The 18,357-nt window shown below is 37.9% G+C and carries 20 protein-coding genes; 14 read left to right on the top strand and 6 right to left on the bottom strand.

The features are described from left to right. The first annotated feature begins 5 nt into the window (after positions 1-5). From uvrA to ACUXVC_RS25880, 14 genes are all read left to right on the top strand, one after another. On the top strand, positions 6-2,882 hold the full coding sequence (uvrA, locus tag ACUXVC_RS25945) for an excinuclease ABC subunit UvrA (protein ID WP_000045587.1): 2,877 nt from the start codon (positions 6-8) through the stop codon (positions 2,880-2,882). A 188-nt stretch (positions 2,883-3,070) separates the two neighbouring features. After that, on the top strand, positions 3,071-3,451 hold the full coding sequence (locus ACUXVC_RS25940; protein WP_001267308.1) for a phage holin family protein: 381 nt from the start codon (positions 3,071-3,073) through the stop codon (positions 3,449-3,451). A gap of 156 nt (positions 3,452-3,607) precedes the next feature. After that, entirely contained in the window at positions 3,608-4,537 is a 930-nt protein-coding gene (hprK, locus tag ACUXVC_RS25935; RefSeq protein ID WP_001127251.1) for an HPr(Ser) kinase/phosphatase, read from the top strand. A 24-nt stretch (positions 4,538-4,561) separates the two neighbouring features. After that, positions 4,562-5,374 carry a prolipoprotein diacylglyceryl transferase gene (lgt, locus tag ACUXVC_RS25930; RefSeq protein WP_000924240.1) on the top strand — a complete coding sequence of 271 codons (813 nt, stop codon included), beginning with the start codon at positions 4,562-4,564 and terminating at the stop codon, positions 5,372-5,374. Positions 5,375-5,441: 67 nt separating this feature from the next. Further along, complete coding sequence (ppaX, locus tag ACUXVC_RS25925) at positions 5,442-6,092, top strand: pyrophosphatase PpaX (protein ID WP_089171975.1); 651 nt, start codon at positions 5,442-5,444, stop codon at positions 6,090-6,092. 33 nt (positions 6,093-6,125) lie between these two features. Then, entirely contained in the window at positions 6,126-6,638 is a 513-nt protein-coding gene (locus ACUXVC_RS25920) for an acyltransferase (protein ID WP_001255070.1), read from the top strand. A gap of 139 nt (positions 6,639-6,777) precedes the next feature. Beyond that, positions 6,778-8,289, top strand: a complete 1,512-nt coding sequence (locus tag ACUXVC_RS25915; protein WP_000517723.1) for a tetratricopeptide repeat protein — start codon at positions 6,778-6,780, stop codon at positions 8,287-8,289. 85 nt (positions 8,290-8,374) lie between these two features. Further along, complete coding sequence (gene trxB / locus ACUXVC_RS25910; protein ID WP_001288078.1) at positions 8,375-9,331, top strand: thioredoxin-disulfide reductase; 957 nt, start codon at positions 8,375-8,377, stop codon at positions 9,329-9,331. 165 nt (positions 9,332-9,496) lie between these two features. After that, positions 9,497-10,303 carry a DUF368 domain-containing protein gene (locus ACUXVC_RS25905; RefSeq protein ID WP_000455196.1) on the top strand — a complete coding sequence of 269 codons (807 nt, stop codon included), beginning with the start codon at positions 9,497-9,499 and terminating at the stop codon, positions 10,301-10,303. Positions 10,304-10,532: 229 nt separating this feature from the next. Next, complete coding sequence (locus ACUXVC_RS25900) at positions 10,533-10,991, top strand: NUDIX hydrolase (RefSeq protein ID WP_001190080.1); 459 nt, start codon at positions 10,533-10,535, stop codon at positions 10,989-10,991. 20 nt (positions 10,992-11,011) lie between these two features. Continuing rightward, the gene (gene rapZ, locus ACUXVC_RS25895) at positions 11,012-11,893 is read left to right on the top strand and encodes an RNase adapter RapZ (RefSeq protein ID WP_000138459.1); all 882 of its coding nucleotides are present in this window, start codon (positions 11,012-11,014) and stop codon (positions 11,891-11,893) included. A 3-nt stretch (positions 11,894-11,896) separates the two neighbouring features. Continuing rightward, entirely contained in the window at positions 11,897-12,850 is a 954-nt protein-coding gene (locus tag ACUXVC_RS25890) for a gluconeogenesis factor YvcK family protein (RefSeq protein WP_000712187.1), read from the top strand. Between the two features lie 88 nt (positions 12,851-12,938). Then, positions 12,939-13,889 (top strand): DNA-binding protein WhiA, encoded by a 951-nt coding sequence (gene whiA, locus ACUXVC_RS25885; protein ID WP_000006566.1) that lies wholly within the window; start codon positions 12,939-12,941, stop codon positions 13,887-13,889. A gap of 23 nt (positions 13,890-13,912) precedes the next feature. Beyond that, a complete protein-coding gene (locus tag ACUXVC_RS25880) occupies positions 13,913-14,161 on the top strand; it encodes an HPr family phosphocarrier protein (protein ID WP_000250307.1) in 249 nt (82 codons plus the stop codon). Between the two features lie 401 nt (positions 14,162-14,562). Here the strand turns inward: ACUXVC_RS25880 and clpP are convergent, their stop codons facing one another. From clpP to spoVAC, 6 genes are all read right to left on the bottom strand, one after another. Then, on the bottom strand, positions 14,563-15,144 hold the full coding sequence (gene clpP / locus ACUXVC_RS25875; RefSeq protein ID WP_001049162.1) for an ATP-dependent Clp endopeptidase proteolytic subunit ClpP: 582 nt from the start codon (positions 15,142-15,144) through the stop codon (positions 14,563-14,565). A 240-nt stretch (positions 15,145-15,384) separates the two neighbouring features. Further along, a complete protein-coding gene (locus ACUXVC_RS25870) occupies positions 15,385-16,254 on the bottom strand; it encodes a DUF421 domain-containing protein (RefSeq protein WP_060632849.1) in 870 nt (289 codons plus the stop codon). Positions 16,255-16,274: 20 nt separating this feature from the next. Next, entirely contained in the window at positions 16,275-16,481 is a 207-nt protein-coding gene (locus tag ACUXVC_RS25865; RefSeq protein WP_098976693.1) for a DUF1657 domain-containing protein, read from the bottom strand. An 11-nt stretch (positions 16,482-16,492) separates the two neighbouring features. Then, positions 16,493-16,843 (bottom strand): stage V sporulation protein AE, encoded by a 351-nt coding sequence (gene spoVAE / locus ACUXVC_RS25860; RefSeq protein ID WP_000575919.1) that lies wholly within the window; start codon positions 16,841-16,843, stop codon positions 16,493-16,495. Next, positions 16,840-17,856, bottom strand: coding sequence for a stage V sporulation protein AD (gene spoVAD / locus ACUXVC_RS25855; RefSeq protein ID WP_000938972.1), 1,017 nt, complete (start codon positions 17,854-17,856; stop codon positions 16,840-16,842). Before spoVAD ends, spoVAE begins: the two co-directional genes overlap by 4 nt. Continuing rightward, complete coding sequence (gene spoVAC, locus ACUXVC_RS25850) at positions 17,857-18,333, bottom strand: stage V sporulation protein AC (protein ID WP_000095399.1); 477 nt, start codon at positions 18,331-18,333, stop codon at positions 17,857-17,859. Between the last annotated feature and the right edge of the window lie 24 nt (positions 18,334-18,357).

Here is an 18,357-nt window from a genome sequence, read left to right as displayed (position 1 = left end):
AAAGAGTGAGTAAGAGCAAGGATTTTATCGTTGTAAAAGGTGCTAGAGCACATAACTTAAAAAATATTGATGTAACCATTCCGAGAAATCAGCTTGTCGTTGTAACGGGATTGTCTGGTTCGGGGAAATCATCATTAGCATTTGATACGATTTATGCAGAAGGGCAGCGCAGATACGTAGAATCGTTATCTGCGTATGCGCGCCAGTTTTTAGGACAAATGGATAAGCCGGATGTAGATACGATTGAAGGATTGTCACCAGCGATTTCAATCGATCAAAAAACGACGAGTCGTAATCCACGTTCAACTGTCGGAACGGTAACGGAGATTTATGATTATTTACGTTTATTATTTGCGCGAATTGGTACGCCAATTTGTCCAAATCATGGGATTGAAATTACATCACAAACAGTAGAGCAGATGGTAGACCGTGTTCTTGAATATCCTGAACGTACGAAATTACAAGTGTTAGCTCCTATCGTTTCTGGGCGTAAAGGTGCACATGTGAAAGTACTTGAAGATATTAAGAAGCAAGGATATGTTCGTGTACGTGTTGATGGTGAAATGCTTGATGTGTCTGAAGAGATTACGTTAGATAAAAATAAGAAGCATTCTATTGAAGTTGTAATTGACCGTATTGTTGTAAAAGAAGGAATCGCAAGCCGTCTTGCTGATTCACTTGAAAGTGCATTAAAGCTTGGCGGAGGCCGAGTGTTAATCGATGTAATGGGAGAAGAGGAACTTCTATTTAGTGAACATCATGCTTGTCCACATTGTGGTTTTTCAATCGGAGAATTAGAGCCGCGTATGTTCTCCTTCAACAGTCCGTTTGGAGCGTGTCCTTCTTGTGATGGACTTGGTTCAAAGCTAGAGGTAGATTTAGAGCTTGTTATCCCGAACTGGGATTTATCATTAAATGAACATGCGATTGCACCTTGGGAACCGACAAGTTCACAATACTATCCACAACTTTTACAATCTGTATGTAATCACTACGGCGTTGATATGGATATGCCTGTGAAAGATATACCGAAAGATTTATTTGATAAAGTGTTGTACGGAAGTGGGGAAGAGAAGGTTTATTTCCGCTATGTAAATGAATTCGGTCAAGTAAAGGAAAATGAGATTTTATTTGAAGGTGTTATTCCAAACATTGAACGTCGTTATCGTGAAACGAGTTCTGATTACATTCGTGAGCAAATGGAAAAGTATATGGCAGAACAAGCGTGTCCGAAGTGTAAAGGCGGCCGCTTAAAGCCTGAAAGCTTAGCTGTTTTTGTTGGTGATAAAACGATTGCTGACGTAACGAAGTATTCAGTTCAAGAAGTACAAGAATTTTTCTCGAATGTAGAGTTAACGGAGAAACAACAAAAAATAGCTCATTTAATTTTAAGAGAAATTCAGGAGCGCGTTGGATTCTTAGTGAACGTTGGTTTAGATTATTTAACGCTAAGTCGTGCGGCTGGTACGTTATCAGGTGGTGAGGCGCAGCGTATTCGCTTAGCGACGCAAATTGGTTCTCGTCTAACTGGCGTACTTTATATTCTTGATGAGCCTTCAATTGGTTTACACCAGCGCGATAACGATCGTCTTATTCGTACATTGCAAGAAATGCGCGATTTAGGTAATACATTAATCGTTGTTGAGCATGATGAAGATACAATGATGGCTGCTGATTATTTACTGGATATCGGACCAGGTGCAGGTATTCACGGTGGGCAAGTTGTATCGGCAGGGACACCAGCTGAAGTGATGCAAGATGATAATTCGTTAACAGGAAAATATTTAAGCGGTAAAGAGTTTATTCCAGTTCCACTTGAAAGACGTAAAGGTGACGGACGTAAAGTGGAGATTGTCGGCGCAAAAGAGAATAACTTAAAGAATGCAAAAATGTCATTCCCACTCGGTACGTTTGTAGCGGTAACAGGTGTATCTGGATCAGGTAAAAGTACGATGATTAATGAAGTACTATATAAATCGTTAGCTCAAAAGTTATATAAAGCGAAAGCGAAGCCAGGTACTCATAAAGAGATTAAAGGTCTTGAACATTTAGATAAAGTAATTGATATTGATCAATCGCCAATTGGTCGTACACCACGCTCTAATCCAGCTACGTACACAGGTGTATTCGATGATATTCGTGATGTGTTTGCACAAACGAATGAAGCGAAAGTGCGCGGATATCAAAAAGGACGTTTCAGCTTTAACGTAAAAGGTGGCCGTTGTGAAGCGTGCCGTGGTGATGGAATTATTAAAATTGAAATGCATTTCCTACCAGATGTGTATGTTCCGTGTGAAGTTTGTCACGGTAAACGATATAATCGTGAAACGTTAGAAGTGAAATATAAAGATAAGAATATTTCTGAAGTGTTAGGGATGACAATTGAAGATGGAGTAGAATTCTTCGCCAATATTCCTAAAATTAAGCGTAAACTTCAAACGCTTGTAGATGTTGGGCTTGGTTATATGAAATTAGGTCAACCAGCAACAACATTATCTGGTGGGGAAGCACAGCGTGTGAAATTAGCTTCTGAATTACACCGTCGTTCTACAGGTCGTACGTTATATATTTTAGATGAGCCAACGACTGGGTTGCATGCGCATGATATTGCACGTCTTCTAGAAGTGCTGCAACGTCTTGTTGAGAGTGGTGAGACGGTACTTGTAATTGAACATAATTTAGATGTGATTAAAACAGCTGATTATATTGTTGATCTTGGACCAGAAGGCGGGGACAAAGGTGGACAAATCGTCGCTTCGGGAACGCCAGAGCAAGTAGTAAAAGAAGAGCGCTCGTATACTGGTAAGTATTTAAAAGAGATTTTAAATCGTGATAAAGCAAGAATGAAAGAGAAAATAAAAGAAGTAGAGTTATCGCAATAAGTTTATTGATGAAAACCGAGTGGAAATGACGCTCGGTTTTTATTTTACGAGGAAAAACTGGTAAGTATGTTAGTAGGTATACAAGCATGAAAGATAGAATAAGTTGATATAAGTGTTTGTATCATACTTGCGTTTATTATCTATTAGCGTATGATGAAATATATATGTTTAAAAGGATGTGTAACGAAATGAGATGGATTGTATCACTTCTTGTAAATAGCGTTGTGTTAATCGCTGTATCGGGGCTTTTAAAAGGGATTGCACCAGATGCATTTTACGTAGCAAATATACAAACTGCAATTATTGCGAGTATTATATTGGCGGTTTTAAATGTGTTCGTAAAGCCGTTTTTAATTTTAATTACGCTACCAATTACTGTTGTAACTTTCGGCTTCTTCTTAATTGTTATTAATGCGATTACGTTAAAAATAGCAGATTCATTATTAGGAGATGCTTTTAATATATCAGGATTTGGTGTAGCGATTGTTGCGGCAATTTGTATTTCAATTTTTAATATGATTATTGAGAAGGCAATTGTGGAACCTCTATATGAAAAAAAGAGAAAATGACAAAAAGAAAAACATTTCATTATTCGTATGAAATGTTTTTTTCTATTTATTAGAAACCGTATTTCTTGTTTCCAGAAAAAAATGGTACAATATCCGGTAGAATGGAATTTTACATCAAACGAGACTGAACCCGCAGCGGAGTGGAGGTTTATACATATGCCAAAAGTAAGGACAAAAGATTTAATTGAACAATTTCAATTGGAGTTAATAAGTGGTGAGGAAGGAATTCATCGTCCGATTGATACAAGTGATTTATCACGACCTGGAATTGAAATGGCAGGATTCTTTACATATTATCCAGCTGATCGCGTGCAGCTTCTTGGAAAAACGGAGCTTACGTTCTTTGATACGTTAACAACAGAGCAAAAACAAGAGAGAATGAAAGCGCTTTGTACCGAGGAGACGCCATGTATTATTATAACTCGTAATCAAGATGTACCAGATGAGTTATTACAAGCATCACGTGAATCAGGCATGCCTTTATTACGTTCTTCTCAAACGACAACGAGATTATCAAGTCGTTTAACTAATTATTTAGAAGGTAAGCTAGCACCAACAACTGCTGTTCATGGTGTATTAGTAGATATTTACGGTGTTGGTGTTTTAATTACAGGTCAAAGTGGTGTTGGTAAAAGTGAGACAGCTCTTGAACTTGTGAAGCGTGGTCACCGCCTTGTTGCGGATGATAGTGTAGAAATTCGCCAAGAAGATGAAGACACATTAGTAGGAAGCTCACCAGATTTAATTGAGCATTTATTAGAAATTCGTGGTCTAGGTATCATTAACGTTATGACGTTATTCGGTGCAGGGGCAGTGCGAAATTATAAGCGTATTACACTTGTTATTAATCTTGAAATTTGGGATCAAAAGAAAAACTATGATCGCTTAGGTCTTGATGAAGAGAAGATGAAAATTATTGATACAGAACTTACGAAGATTACACTTCCAGTTCGTCCTGGTCGAAACTTGGCTGTTATTATTGAAGTAGCAGCGATGAACTTCCGTTTAAAGCGTATGGGAGTCAATGCAGCACAGCAGTTCTCAGAACGATTAATGAGTGCGATTGAGTTAGGGAATCAGGAGTAAACATTGGAGAGGGAGGTCATACATATGCTGTTAGGTTCTGTACCGCAGCTTGACCGCGTAGCTGTCCAACTTGGGCCGTTTCCTGTTTATTGGTACGGGATTATTATCGGTACAGGGGTGCTATTAGGTCTTTGGCTAGCAACTCGCGAGGGAGAAAGGCTAGGTATTCCAAAAGATACATTTGTTGACCTTGTATTAATTGCAGTACCGATCGCTATTCTATTTGCGAGAATGTACTATGTTATTTTTGAATGGGAATATTACGCGCAAAACCCGAGTCAAATTATTAATATTCGTCAAGGTGGCTTGGCGATTCATGGTGGTTTAATCGGAGCGGTTATTACAGGGATTCTTTTTGCAAAGCGACGCGGGGTTTCATTCTGGAAGTTGGCGGATATTGCTGCACCAAGTATTTTATTAGGACAAGCAATTGGCCGATGGGGAAACTTTATGAACCAAGAGGCGCATGGTGATGAAGTAACGAGACAGTTTTTAGAAGGTCTTCATTTACCAGATTTCATTATTAATCAAATGTATATTGAGGGTGTGTACTATCATCCGACGTTTTTATATGAATCATTATGGAATTTTGCAGGTGTAATTTTACTACTTGCATTAAGAAAAGTGAATTTACGCCGCGGGGAATTATTCTTCACATATTTAATTTGGTATTCAGTAGGACGCTTCTTCGTAGAAGGCTTACGTACAGATAGTTTAATGCTAGGACCACTTCGTATTGCACAAGTAATGTCAATTGGACTTGTTGTTATTTCTATTATTTTCATTATTGTGAGACGAAAAATGGGGCAAGCTGATAAAAGATATTCGGAAAATTAGAGAAAAGTAGCATCTTATTATAAGATGCTGCTTCTTTCATATTCAGGAAGGCGAAAGGACTAAGGCAATGAGAATAAATACAGTGTTATTTGATTTAGATGGAACTTTAATTAATACAAACGAACTTATTATTTCTTCTTTTTTACATACTTTAAATACGTATTATCCAAATCAATATAAGCGTGAAGATGTGTTGCCATTTATCGGTCCATCTTTGCATGATACTTTCAGTAAGATTGATGAAAGTAAGGTTGAAGAGATGATTACAAGTTATCGCGAATTTAACCATGATCATCATGATGAATTAGTAGAAGAATATGAAACTGTATATGAAACAGTTCGAGAGTTGAAGAAGCAAGGTTATAAAGTTGGTATTGTTACAACGAAAGCGAGACAAACCGTTGAGATGGGATTACAGTTGTCAAAGCTTGATGAATTTTTTGATGTTGTCGTGACAATTGATGATGTAGAGCATGTGAAACCACATCCAGAGCCACTTGAAAAAGCGCTTGAATTATTAGATGCAAAACCAGAAGAGGCATTGATGGTTGGAGATAATCATCATGATATTGTCGGTGGTCAAAATGCGGGGACGAAAACAGCTGCGGTTTCATGGACGCTGAAAGGTAGAGCGTATTTAGAGGCTTACAAGCCGGACTTTATGCTAGATAAAATGAGCGATTTGCTACCGATTTTGTCTAATATGAACCGTTCATAAAGGTCCAAGTAAGTTAGTAGAGGAGCGAGCTAAGTGCGACGGACAACGCGCTATCCTGTTTCAGGAGAAAATTCATTATGGAATGTGTATAAAACAGTGTCTTTTTGGAAGGTAATGAAAAACTTTATTATTATCCAAATTGCGCGTTACACGCCATTTTTATCTGTGAAGAATTGGTTGTACCGTACTTTTTTACGGATGAAAGTAGGAAAGAAAACATCATTTGCGCTTATGGTAATGCCGGATATTATGTTCCCGGAAAAGATAACTGTGGGAGAGAATTCGATTATTGGCTATAATACAACGCTTTTAGCGCATGAATATTTAATTCGTGAATATCGACTTGGGGAAATCGTCATTGGAAATGAAGTGATGATTGGAGCGAATGTAACAATATTACCAGGTGTGAAAATTGGAGACGGTGCGACTGTCTCAGCTGGCACACTTGTTCATAGAGATGTACCGAGCGGTGCTTTCGTAGGTGGAAATCCAATGCGTATTATTTATACGAAAGAGCAAATGACCGCAAGAGAAGGTTCATGGTGAAAATGTAACATTTCTCCTCTTTTTTTATGAATAAAAAGGAAATAATTGAGTATAATATACTGTTTTGTTTTTTACGGAATCGTTTATACTTATAGATAGAAGAATGTGTGAGCGAAGAAAACAAAAAACTGGAGGATATATGGGGAAAAATCAAAGGATATATAAGGAGAACGGACAAGTTATCTCTTTTAATCAATTAGCGGACTTCTTTTATAAAAAAGGGATGAGAGCTTACAAAGGGCAAAAATTGCAAGATGCAATTAAATATTTTCGAAGAGCGGCACAAAGTGAGAAGGAGCCGTTTATTTTATGTCAATTAGCAACAGTATTATCTGAGGCTGGTGAATATCAAGAGTCGAACCAAATCTTCTTAAAGTTAGTTAGATCTAATCCAGAACTTGAACAGTGCTATTATTTTATTGCAAATAATTATGCATATATGGGGTTATTTCAACAGGCGAAGAAATATGCGGATCGTTATTTAGAAGTTGCAAAAGAGAAGGAATTCGTAGAAGATACATTAGAACTTCTTGAGATTATGGAAGAAGAAGCAATGGGTGCGGAAGAGATTGAAGATGAAGATGATTTAATTGTTATGCAGGAAGAAGCGAATCGTTATATTCGTAATGGACAATTGGAAGAAGCAATTGCTACATTAGAAATTGTTACGAAAGATTATCCGGAATTTTGGTCAGGTCATAATAATTTAGCCATTGCACATTTTCAATCGGGTAATGTAGACAAAGCACTGAAGTTAACAGAAATGATTTTAGAGAAAAATCCTGGTAATATACATGCGCTTTGTAATACGCTTATTTTTCTATATTCAATTGGAGAGCATAAACAAGTAGAAGCGTTAGCGGGACAGTTAGTTTCGGTATATCCGATTTCATTTGAACATCGTTTGAAACTGGGAACTACACTTGCAACAATTGGTTATTTCGAGCATGCATATAAATGGTTCAAACTATTAAAGCGTCAAGGATACGAAGGAGACGTTAGTTTTTATTATTGGTTTGCATATTCTGCGTATATGGTGAAAGATCAGCAACTAGCTGAAAAAATGTGGCAACATGTCGTGGAATTGCATCCTGATAAAAAGGGAAAAGAACCGTGGAATGCGCTGAATTTAGCAGATGAAGGACAAAACGTGTTATTTGAAGAATTACGAAAATCATTTCAGCAAAGTGCGACGCTAGAAGAACAAATGCTAGCTTTATATTTAATGAATGAATTGTCAACGCCGGAGAAGGTTGGATTCTTCTTTGATATAACGCAAGCGAAGAACGGTGTTCCCATCGTATCGCAACTTGCAAAGTACTTCTTTTTACTTAATAGTCATAAGAGTATTCCAGCTGATTTACAACAATTTGAGCAGTGCGCGAGAATCGCGGATGCCTTATACAATTATACGAAAAAAGATGATGAATTAATTGAAGAGTGTTTACACTTTTGGTTTTGTACGTTCATACGTTTATATACATCTGGAGACATATTTACAAATGTGTACGGCTGGTCAGCTGCGATTGAATACATTGTACGCGGCGAACAAGGAAATAAAATGACACAGTCGGAGCTTGGGGATGTATATAATGTATCTGTAGCGACTGTCCGAAAGTATGTGCAAGCTGTTAAGCGTACGCACACATAAGATAAGCAAATCATTGGGAAAAAAATGATGCTAACAGTATAATGAGGGTAACTTAATTGTGTAGGAATGGATAGGAGTGAATAGTGTGTCAGAAGAAAAAATTTATGATGTCGTTATTATTGGTGCAGGACCAGCTGGTATGACAGCTGCAGTATATACATCTCGTGCAAATTTAAGCACATTAATGCTTGAGCGTGGTATTCCAGGTGGCCAAATGGCAAACACGGAAGATGTAGAAAACTACCCAGGTTATGAGTCTATTTTAGGACCAGACTTATCAAATAAAATGTTCGAGCATGCGAAGAAATTTGGTGCTGAATATGCATACGGTGATGTGAAAGAAGTCATCGATGGTAAAGAATACAAAACAATTATTGCTGGTAAAAAAGAATATAAAGCACGTGCAATTATCGTTGCAAGCGGTGCAGAGTATAAAAAAATTGGTGTACCGGGTGAAACAGAACTTGGCGGCCGTGGGGTATCATATTGTGCAGTATGTGATGGGGCATTCTTTAAAGGAAAAGAACTTATCGTAATTGGCGGTGGAGATTCTGCTGTTGAAGAGGGTGTGTTCTTAACACGCTTCGCATCAAAAGTAACGATCGTTCACCGTCGTGACACGCTTCGTGCACAGAAAATTTTACAAGACCGTGCTTTCCAAAACGAAAAAGTAGATTTCATTTGGAACCACACTATAAAAGAAATTAACGAAGCAAGCGGTAAAGTAGGAAGTGTAACACTTGTAGACGTAAACAGTGGAGAAGAGAAAGAAGTCAAAACTGACGGCGTATTCGTATACATCGGTATGTTACCATTATCAAAACCATTTGTTGAACTAGGTATTACAAATGAAAATGGTTACCTTGAAACGAACGAACGTATGGAAACTAAAATCCCTGGTATTTTCGCAGCTGGTGATGTTCGTGAAAAAATGCTTCGTCAAATTGTAACTGCAACAGGTGACGGTAGTATTGCAGCACAAAGTGCACAACATTACGTAGAAGAATTATTAGAGGAATTAAAAACTGTATCAGAAAAATAAGGGATAATATACCTTGTGAGAAGAAAGCTACCGACAGGAGCTTTCTTCTTTTTTTGTGTGAAAATGTCAAAGTATTGTCAAAAAATATAAGGATTATAAGCTTTCTTATTGATATACTGGACTTTACGGAAAAAATCACTATAAGAAATGAGGAATTTATTCAGTATGGAATGGCGTAATATATATCGTGGATTTTGTATGGGCGTTAGTGATTTAATTCCTGGTGTGAGCGGCGGTACAATCGCTGTTGTGTTAGGGATTTATGAACAATTGCTTGCGGCAATTAGTGGATTCTTTAGTCGTGAATGGAAAAAACATTTAGGGTTTTTAATTCCACTTGCAGCTGGTGTGGCAGCAGCGTTTTTAACGTTAAGTCATGTTATTAAATATTTACTTGCAAATCATTATGAACCGACTCAATTTTTCTTCCTCGGTTTAATTATTAGTATATTACCGATGTTAATGAGAGAAGCTGATGCAAAGTCGTCGTTTAAAGGTAAGCACATTGTTTTATTAATAGTTGCAGCAATTCTTGTTGCGATCACAGCTTTCTTTAAACCAGATAAGGCAGCAGATCCAATTACGACGTTAACAATTTTAAATGCAATTGGTTTATTTTTCGCAGGATGGATGGCTAGTATGGCTATGCTACTTCCTGGGATTAGTGGATCGTTTATTTTATTAATTATTGGTGTGTATCCAACAGCAATTAACGCTTTAACTACACTTAACTTACCTTTAATCGTGGTTATCGGTGCTGGTGTTATGGTTGGATTTGTTGTAAGTAGTAAAGGCATTAGTTTTTTATTAGATCGTTATAAAAGTATGACATTTGCGGCAATTATTGGACTAGTTATCGGTTCGATTGTAATTGTGTTCCCTGGTATTCCAACCGGCGGATTTTCAATTATAAGTTCAATTATTACCTTTATTTTAGGATTTGCGATTGTTACTTATTTCGGTAAGAAATAAGGGCTTTAATCCCCTTGGCGATAAAAATCGTTAAGGGGATTTTTCATGCTATTCATTAAAAGTCTAAGCATTTACATTGCTTGTTATGGAAAGCTTTTTTAAAATTGTTGAGTAGCATATGCTTAGCGAAAGAGGACTGGCTCCTTCGTTGTAGCAAACTGTTTTTGATAGTATAATGAAAGAAGTATGCAGTGAGAAATTTTACTGCAAGTAGCTGAGGTGAAGAAACATGCAAAGAGTGACAAACTGTGTGTTAATTAGAGATAATGAAGTACTCTTACTCCAAAAACCTCGCCGAAATTGGTGGGTTGCACCAGGCGGGAAAATGGAGCGTGGTGAGACTGTAAGAGATTCCGTTGTTCGCGAATATCGCGAAGAAACAGGTATTTATTTGAAAAACCCAGCGTTAAAGGGGGTCTTCACCTTTGTCATCCAAGAAGGTGATAAAGTTGTTTCTGAATGGATGATGTTCTCCTTTTTAGCGACAGATTTTGCAGGAGAAAACAAACTAGAGAGCGAAGAAGGCATCATTGGTTGGCATACATTTGATAAAATTGATGATTTAGCAATGGCGCCAGGAGATTATCACATTATTGATTATTTAATTAAAGGAAATGGCATAATCTACGGTACATTTGTATATACCCCAGATTTTGAGTTGCTTTCATATCGATTAGATCCGAGTTAAACCGTCAAGGAGAGGATACGATGACAGAGAATAATGATATAAAAATGGTAATTATTACAGGGATGTCTGGAGCTGGAAAAACAGTAGCTTTACAAAGTTTTGAAGATTTAGGATATTTTTGTGTAGATAATTTACCACCGATGTTATTGCCAAAGTTTATTGAGCTTATGGCGGATTCAAAAGGGAAAATGAATAAAGTGGCACTTGGTATTGATTTACGTGGCCGCGAGTTTTTCGAGCATTTATGGGGAGCACTTGATGATTTATCAGAACGTACATGGATTATTCCTCATATTTTATTTTTAGATGCGAAAGATAGTACGCTTGTAACTCGTTATAAAGAAACGAGACGTTCGCATCCACTTGCACCAACTGGTTTGCCGTTAAAGGGAATCGAAGCAGAGCGCAATTTATTAACAGATATGAAGGCACGAGCAAATATTGTGCTTGATACGTCGGATTTAAAACCGAAAGAATTACGTGAAAAAATTGTTCACTTGTTCTCAACAGAAACTGAGCAAGCATTTCGTGTAAATGTTATGTCATTTGGATTTAAGTACGGGATTCCAATTGATGCAGATTTAGTATTTGATGTTCGTTTTTTACCAAATCCATATTACATTCCACATATGAAGCCATTAACAGGACTAGATGAAGAAGTTTCTTCGTATGTACTGAAATTTAATGAGACACATAAGTTTTTAGAGAAGTTGACGGATCTGATTACTTTCATGCTGCCTCATTATAAAAGAGAAGGCAAAAGTCAACTTGTAATTGCAATTGGATGTACAGGTGGACAGCATCGTTCTGTTACGCTTACAGAATACCTTGGGAAACATTTGAAACCAGAGTATAGTGTTCATGTATCTCATCGTGATGTGGAGAAGAGAAAGGGCCATTAAGGGATGAAAAAAGAGAGAAAGCCTAAAATTGTCATCATGGGAGGCGGAACTGGACTCTCTGTTTTATTAAGAGGATTAAAGCAATATCCTGTTGATATTACAGCAGTTGTTACAATCGCTGATGATGGTGGCAGTTCGGGTAGATTACGTGATGAGCTAGAAATTCCACCTCCAGGTGACATCCGTAACGTACTGGTTGCGTTATCGGATGTAGAGCCACTGGTGGAAGCTTTATTTCAGCACCGTTTCACAACAGGAGACGGACTGAAAGGTCATGCGTTAGGAAATCTATTGTTGGCAGGTATGACCTCGATTACAGGAGACTTTTTCCATGCAATTACGGAAACAAGTAAAGTATTAAATGTCAGAGGACGTGTATTACCAGCAGCGAATCAAAGTGCGGTACTTCATGCGGAACTTGAAGATGGGGAAATTGTCACAGGTGAATCAAAGATTCCCTATTACGGAAAGAAGATTAATCGTGTCTTTTTAACTCCAGAAGATGTAGAGCCATTGCATGAAACGTTGGCTGAGATTAAACGAGCTGATTTACTTGTTTTCGGGCCAGGAAGTTTGTATACGAGTATATTACCCAACTTAGTTGTTAACAAAATTGGGGACGCTGTTCTTGCTGCAAAGGCGAAGAAGGTATATGTATGTAACGTTATGACACAAGCGGGTGAAACGATGGGATATACTGCTTTTGATCATGTGCAGGCGTTACACGATCATTTAGGGCAACCATTTATCAATACTGCAATTGTAAATAACCGTGAGATTCCTTGTGAATTACGTAAGTTATATGAGGAAGAAATGTCTACACCAGTTGTAGTGGATGAAGAACGGTTTGCTGAAAATAATATTGATGTTATTCAAGAGGGATTAGCGAAGTATGATGATCGTGTTGTAAGGCATGATACGTTAAAGTTAGCTTCGATTTTATATTCATTGTTATAAATGTGCGTTGCCTCGTTTGAGGTGGCGCTCCTCATTCATATAGGACAAGAATTTTGTTCCATAATAATCGTATAAGGAGGTGTTGACTGTGTCATTTGCATCAGAAACAAAGAAAGAGTTGACGAATCTTGAAGTGAAAGAATGCTGTGAGAAAGCAGAATTATCGGCGTTACTTCGAATGAACGGATCGCTTTCTTTTTCAAACCGTCGTCTATCTATCGATATTCAAACAGAAAATGCGGCAATTGCAAGAAGGATTTATACGCTTTTGAAAAAAGGATATGATGTGACGGTAGAATTACTTGTTCGTAAAAAAATGCGATTGAAGAAAAATAATGTATATATCGTAAGGCTTGTTGAAAAGTCTCGCGAAATATTAGCCGATCTTCATATCGTTCGAGATGACTTTTCATTTATTCGAAATATATCACAAGAATTGATTGAGAAGAAGTGTTGTAAACGATCGTATTTACGCGGTGCATTTTTAGCAGGTGGTTCAGTAAATAACCCAGAAACATCATCTTATCATTTAGAGATCTTTTCGTTATATAAGGAACATAATGATGCTATATGTGAACTGATGAACGGATTTGATTTAAATAGTAAGACGTTGGAAAGAAGAAAAGGGTACATTACGTATTTGAAAGAAGCGGAGAAAATTACGGAATTTTTAAATATTATTGGTGCTCATAATGCACTTTTAAGGTTTGAAGATATTCGAATCGTACGTGATATGCGTAATTCCGTAAATCGTTTAGTGAACTGCGAAACAGCTAATTTAAATAAAACAATTGGTGCAGCGCTAAGGCAGATTGAAAATATCCGCTATATTGATGAGACGGTTGGTCTTGATATATTGCCAGATAAACTACAAGAGATTGCGCAACTACGAAGAGATTATCAAGATGTAACATTGAAAGAGTTAGGTGAGATGGTATCCGGGGGGAAAATTAGTAAATCGGGTATTAATCATCGTTTGCGTAAAATCGATGAAATTGCAGAGAAATTACGCGCGGGGGAAACGGTAGCAAAAAAATAAGAGGTTAAAGGGGAAATGGAGCTGTGGTTCAAAAACGAGTTCAGGTTTCATTAAAAAACGGTTTACAAGCACGTCCGGCTGCGTTGTTTGTACAAGAGGCAAATCGCTTTCATGCAGATATCTTTATTGAGAAAGATGGAAAGACAGTAAATGCAAAGAGCATAATGGGGATTATGAGCTTAGCAATTGGAACTGGAAGCATGATAACAATTACAACAGAAGGTTCAGATGCAGAAGAGGCTTTAGAAGCATTAGCTGCATATGTACAATAAAGAGCTATCGCGTATATGCGATAGTTTTTTTGTTTTGTTGTTTGTGCGGATTAGCGGGGAGGGGTATTTAGCTGGTTTGTCCTTGTCGGAGATTGTCGGTAAATCGATATGTTGTGTCGAACCGTTGATATATTAAAAAAATCGTTGATATAATTTGAGTTTTGTTCGATATAATTGCAAAATCGTTGATATATTTAGAGGGATACTGGATGGGGTATGTGAGCGGGGAACAATATATAAAAGAAGCGCCCAATTATAGGGCGCTTCCGCTTTTAGTTATATCTAGCTCTAGCGTTTAGAATCTCCGGTTGTTTCGCCCCTTCATTCGAGGCAAAAAGCGCCTCGGAATCAGGGGCTCCATCGCCCTGCGATTCTAAACGAGCCGCTTTCGCTTTTAAGTATTAACGATTTGTAAAGATCTTATCGATTAAACCGTATTCTAAAGCTTTTTCCGCTGTCATGAAGTTGTCGCGGTCTGTGTCGCGTTGTAGTACTTCAAGTGGTTGACCAGTGCGGTCAGCAAGAATTTGGTTTAGTTTTTCACGTAAGAATAGGATACGTTTTGCAGCGATTTCGATTTCAGTCGCTTGACCTTGTGCTCCACCAAGTGGTTGGTGAATCATTACTTCACTGTTTGGAAGTGCATAACGTTTGCCTTTTTCACCTGCTGCAAGTAAGAATGCACCCATAGATGCAGCCATACCGATACAGATTGTTGATACTTGTGGCTTAATAAACTGCATTGTATCATAGATTGCCATACCTGCTGTGATAGAACCACCAGGGCTGTTGATGTAGATGTGAATATCTTTTTCTGGATCTTGAGATTCCAAGAATAAAAGCTGGGAAACGATTGAGTTAGCTACGTTGTCATCAATTGCACTACCAAGCATAATGATGCGGTCTTTTAGTAGTCGAGAGTAAATATCGTAAGCGCGTTCTCCACGATTTGTTTGTTCAATTACTGTAGGAATTAAATTCATCTGTTATTTCCTCCTTATAAAGCTTTCTTAGTCTTATAATACAATTATGGTCAATAAAGGTCAAACGAAACCACTTTAAATCAAAAAAATATGTAGTTGTACCATGAAATATTCGCTATGTTTTCGAAATTCCCTGCTTATGTATCTTCAACATCATAACCGAATTACATAAATTTAAACGTTATGAAAACTGGAGAAAAAAGAAAAGAACGCCTTTTAACTGAAGCGTTCTTTCGATAATTACTCTTTTAAAAGATAGGTTACTTTATTTAAAATCTTTTCGATTTGTTTCGCGTTTTTACTATACATTTCGCTTGCTGATTTCGACTTTGTTTCTAGGGAAAATAGTTCAAGATCAGCATGACATTTTTTTAAAGATGCTAATAATAAAGGTTTGTTTTGAGGAGAAGGCATTTGGAGTTTGTCATTGTAAATGTCGATAGTAAGTTGTCCGTATGAATCGACTTGACCGAGAAAGACATTTTCAATAACAACGCCGAGTTTTTCTAATTCTGAATGTAACCAAGCGCGGTTATGTCCGCTTGCTGAAAGAGGTTCATCTAGTACATTTCCATCCATAATAACAGTTTGTGGTTCTTTCTCGTTTGGTACTTTTAAACCGATGTCTTTTGCAGTAAGTGGCTGAGAATCTTTCTTTAATAGTACATTTAATTCTCCACTCGGTTCTAAGACAGCAAATTCGACTTCAGCTACGCTGAACGCACTTTTTCCACGGAGAAGTTCCAGTAATTCGTCACTCGTATATTTTTCTTTCTTTAAGTTATCTTCGAGTATCTTTCCATCTTTTATTAATACGGTAGATTTCCCTTCAAAGAAATCCCGAGCTGTTTTGTTCTTTAAAGAGAGGATTCCTGTTAAAAAAGGTACCACAGCGAAAATGAGTATCGCAAAGACGCCGTGAAAAAATTTTGAATCGAGCCCTGTAGATACTTGGGCAGCGATGTCACCAATTGTCATTCCGGCAATGTATTCAAAAAAGGAGAGCTGAGAGATTTGTCTTTTCCCTAACCATTTCGTAATAGCGAATAAAATAATTAATATGAATACAGAGCGAAGAATGACAAGTGTCCATTCCGGCAGGTGAGACATAGTCATTTCCTCCAGTCTACTTAAAACCCTTTATATTGAGGTTCTTCACGTTCTAATACTGAAACTCTATTCTGTAAATCAGCGATGACGTTTTCCATTTCTAACATACATTCATGAAATACGCGTTTGGATTCGTCGTCTTGTGAATTTAATGAAAGAGAGCTTAAACTTGCTTGAGCTCCTCTTACACTAGCAAGGCAAGTTTTTACGCTAGCGATAACAGTCATACAAACACTCCTTATCCTTTCGGTTTAAATAACAATGCACCTATGAAGCCGAAAATAATAGCCGCGGATACGCCGGCGCTCGTTACTTTAAACATGCCAGTAATAACGCCAACGATGCCATGTTTTGCAGCTTCTTCCATTGCGCCATGAACGAGGGCATTACCAAAGCTTGTAATAGGTACAGTTGCCCCGGCTCCAGCGAAATCAATTAATGGCTCATACAAATTAAATCCATCTAATATAGCTCCAGCAACAACGAGTGTTGCCATTGTATGAGCTGGTGTTAACTTGCCGACATCAAACATAAGTTGTCCGATTACGCATATGAGTCCGCCGATGACGAAAGCCCAGAAAAAAATCATTGCGTTGCACCTCCAAATTCAATCGAAACGGCGTGAGCGATACACGGAATCGTTTCTTCTTGTTGGAATGTAAGTGGAGATAGTAAAGCGCCTGTCGCAACGACAAGTATTTTTTTGAACTCTCCTCTTTTCATTCGGTTTAATAAATGACCGTACACGACTGTTGCGGAACATCCAGGCCCGCTAGCACCAGCTATGACTGGTTGTCCTTCTCTATAAATGATAATTCCGCAATCTTGAAATTGTTCGCTCGTTACTTTCGTTCCGTGTTTATGTAGTAAGTCATAAGCAATTTCGCGTCCTACATGTCCGAGATCGCCTGTTACGATTAAATCGTAGTAAGAGGCATCAATTTGGCGTTCACGTAAATGGGCTTCAATTGTATCAACTGCAGCTGGAGCCATTGCGCCTCCCATATTAAACGGATCCGTTAAGCCCATATCAACCACTCGTCCGATTGTTGCAGAGGTTACTCTTGGACCATGTCCAGTATCGCTTAAAATGGCGGCTCCTGCTCCGGTTACTGTCCACTGTGCAGTAGGTGGCTTTTGTCCGCCGTATTCGGTAGGATAGCGGAATTGTTTTTCTACAGCTGTATTATGACTGGATGCACCAGTTAATAAATATTTTGCGCCTTTTGCATTTACGATACTTGCCCCAAGTGCTAAACCTTCCATAGAAGTAGAACAAGCCCCGAATAATCCGAGATAAGGAGTGCCAAGTGTCCGGCAAGCAAAGCTTGTTGGAGTAATTTGATTGATTAAATCTCCTGCAAGTACAAATTGAATATCATCTTTACGAAGCTCTGCTTTTTCAGTAGCGCGACTACAAGCTTCTTCGAATAAAATTTTATGTGCTTTTTCATAGGAATCTTGTCCGAGCCATAAATCTTCATGAAGGATATCGAAGTCTTCTGGGATGTTCCCCTTTGCTTCAAACGGTCCACCAACGACTCCTGTCGAAATAATAACGGGTTTATTTTCAAATACCCACGTTCGGTGTCCTTGTAACATTTATAGACCTCCCCATTGAACGAGAATCGTTTTAATAAGTGCGATGACGAAAGCTGAAAATACACCAAATAAAATAACAGAACCCGCTAGTTTAAACATATTGCCGCCAACACCAAGGACGAATCCTTCCGTTCGGTGTTCGATGCATGCTGCAATAACAGAGTTACCAAATCCAGTAACAGGTACAGCTGTACCAGCACCAGCAAACTGTCCAAAACGATCGTATATACCAAATCCAGTTAGTAACATAGAAATGAAAATAAGAGTTGCGACTGTTGGATTTCCTGCTGAGCGTTCAGTGAAATCAAAATATGTGATGTAAAAAGTAGAAATAAGTTGTCCGATGAAGCAAATAAAACCACCGACGAAAAAGGCTTTTATACAATTTTTTAAGACAGGTCGTTTCGGTTCGCGTTCTTGTTCGAATTTTTTATACTCCTGTTGTACAGGGGTTAAGTTTTTATCTTTACTAGACATTGCAATCCTTCCTTTTCTTTTAAA

Source organism: Bacillus sp. N6 (assembly GCF_052805735.1).
The sequence above is the reverse complement of the archived record's forward strand: the minus strand, read 5'-3'. Positions and strand labels throughout refer to the sequence as shown.

Coding starts and splice junctions, on each gene's coding strand:
- spoVAE (WP_000575919.1), bottom strand. CDS start 16,843: ATGATTTTTTTCTGGGCTTTCGTCATCGGCGGACTCATATGCGTAATC.
- ACUXVC_RS25865 (WP_098976693.1), bottom strand. CDS start 16,481: ATGACTGTTATCGCTAGCGTAAAAACTTGCCTTGCTAGTGTAAGAGGA.
- spoVAC (WP_000095399.1), bottom strand. CDS start 18,333: ATGTCTAGTAAAGATAAAAACTTAACCCCTGTACAACAGGAGTATAAA.
- ACUXVC_RS25905 (WP_000455196.1), top strand. CDS start 9,497: ATGGAATGGCGTAATATATATCGTGGATTTTGTATGGGCGTTAGTGAT.
- ACUXVC_RS25890 (WP_000712187.1), top strand. CDS start 11,897: ATGAAAAAAGAGAGAAAGCCTAAAATTGTCATCATGGGAGGCGGAACT.
- ACUXVC_RS25940 (WP_001267308.1), top strand. CDS start 3,071: ATGAGATGGATTGTATCACTTCTTGTAAATAGCGTTGTGTTAATCGCT.
- ACUXVC_RS25915 (WP_000517723.1), top strand. CDS start 6,778: ATGGGGAAAAATCAAAGGATATATAAGGAGAACGGACAAGTTATCTCT.
- ACUXVC_RS25870 (WP_060632849.1), bottom strand. CDS start 16,254: ATGTCTCACCTGCCGGAATGGACACTTGTCATTCTTCGCTCTGTATTC.
- spoVAD (WP_000938972.1), bottom strand. CDS start 17,856: ATGTTACAAGGACACCGAACGTGGGTATTTGAAAATAAACCCGTTATT.
- hprK (WP_001127251.1), top strand. CDS start 3,608: ATGCCAAAAGTAAGGACAAAAGATTTAATTGAACAATTTCAATTGGAG.
- rapZ (WP_000138459.1), top strand. CDS start 11,012: ATGACAGAGAATAATGATATAAAAATGGTAATTATTACAGGGATGTCT.
- clpP (WP_001049162.1), bottom strand. CDS start 15,144: ATGAATTTAATTCCTACAGTAATTGAACAAACAAATCGTGGAGAACGC.
- ppaX (WP_089171975.1), top strand. CDS start 5,442: ATGAGAATAAATACAGTGTTATTTGATTTAGATGGAACTTTAATTAAT.
- lgt (WP_000924240.1), top strand. CDS start 4,562: ATGCTGTTAGGTTCTGTACCGCAGCTTGACCGCGTAGCTGTCCAACTT.
- ACUXVC_RS25900 (WP_001190080.1), top strand. CDS start 10,533: ATGCAAAGAGTGACAAACTGTGTGTTAATTAGAGATAATGAAGTACTC.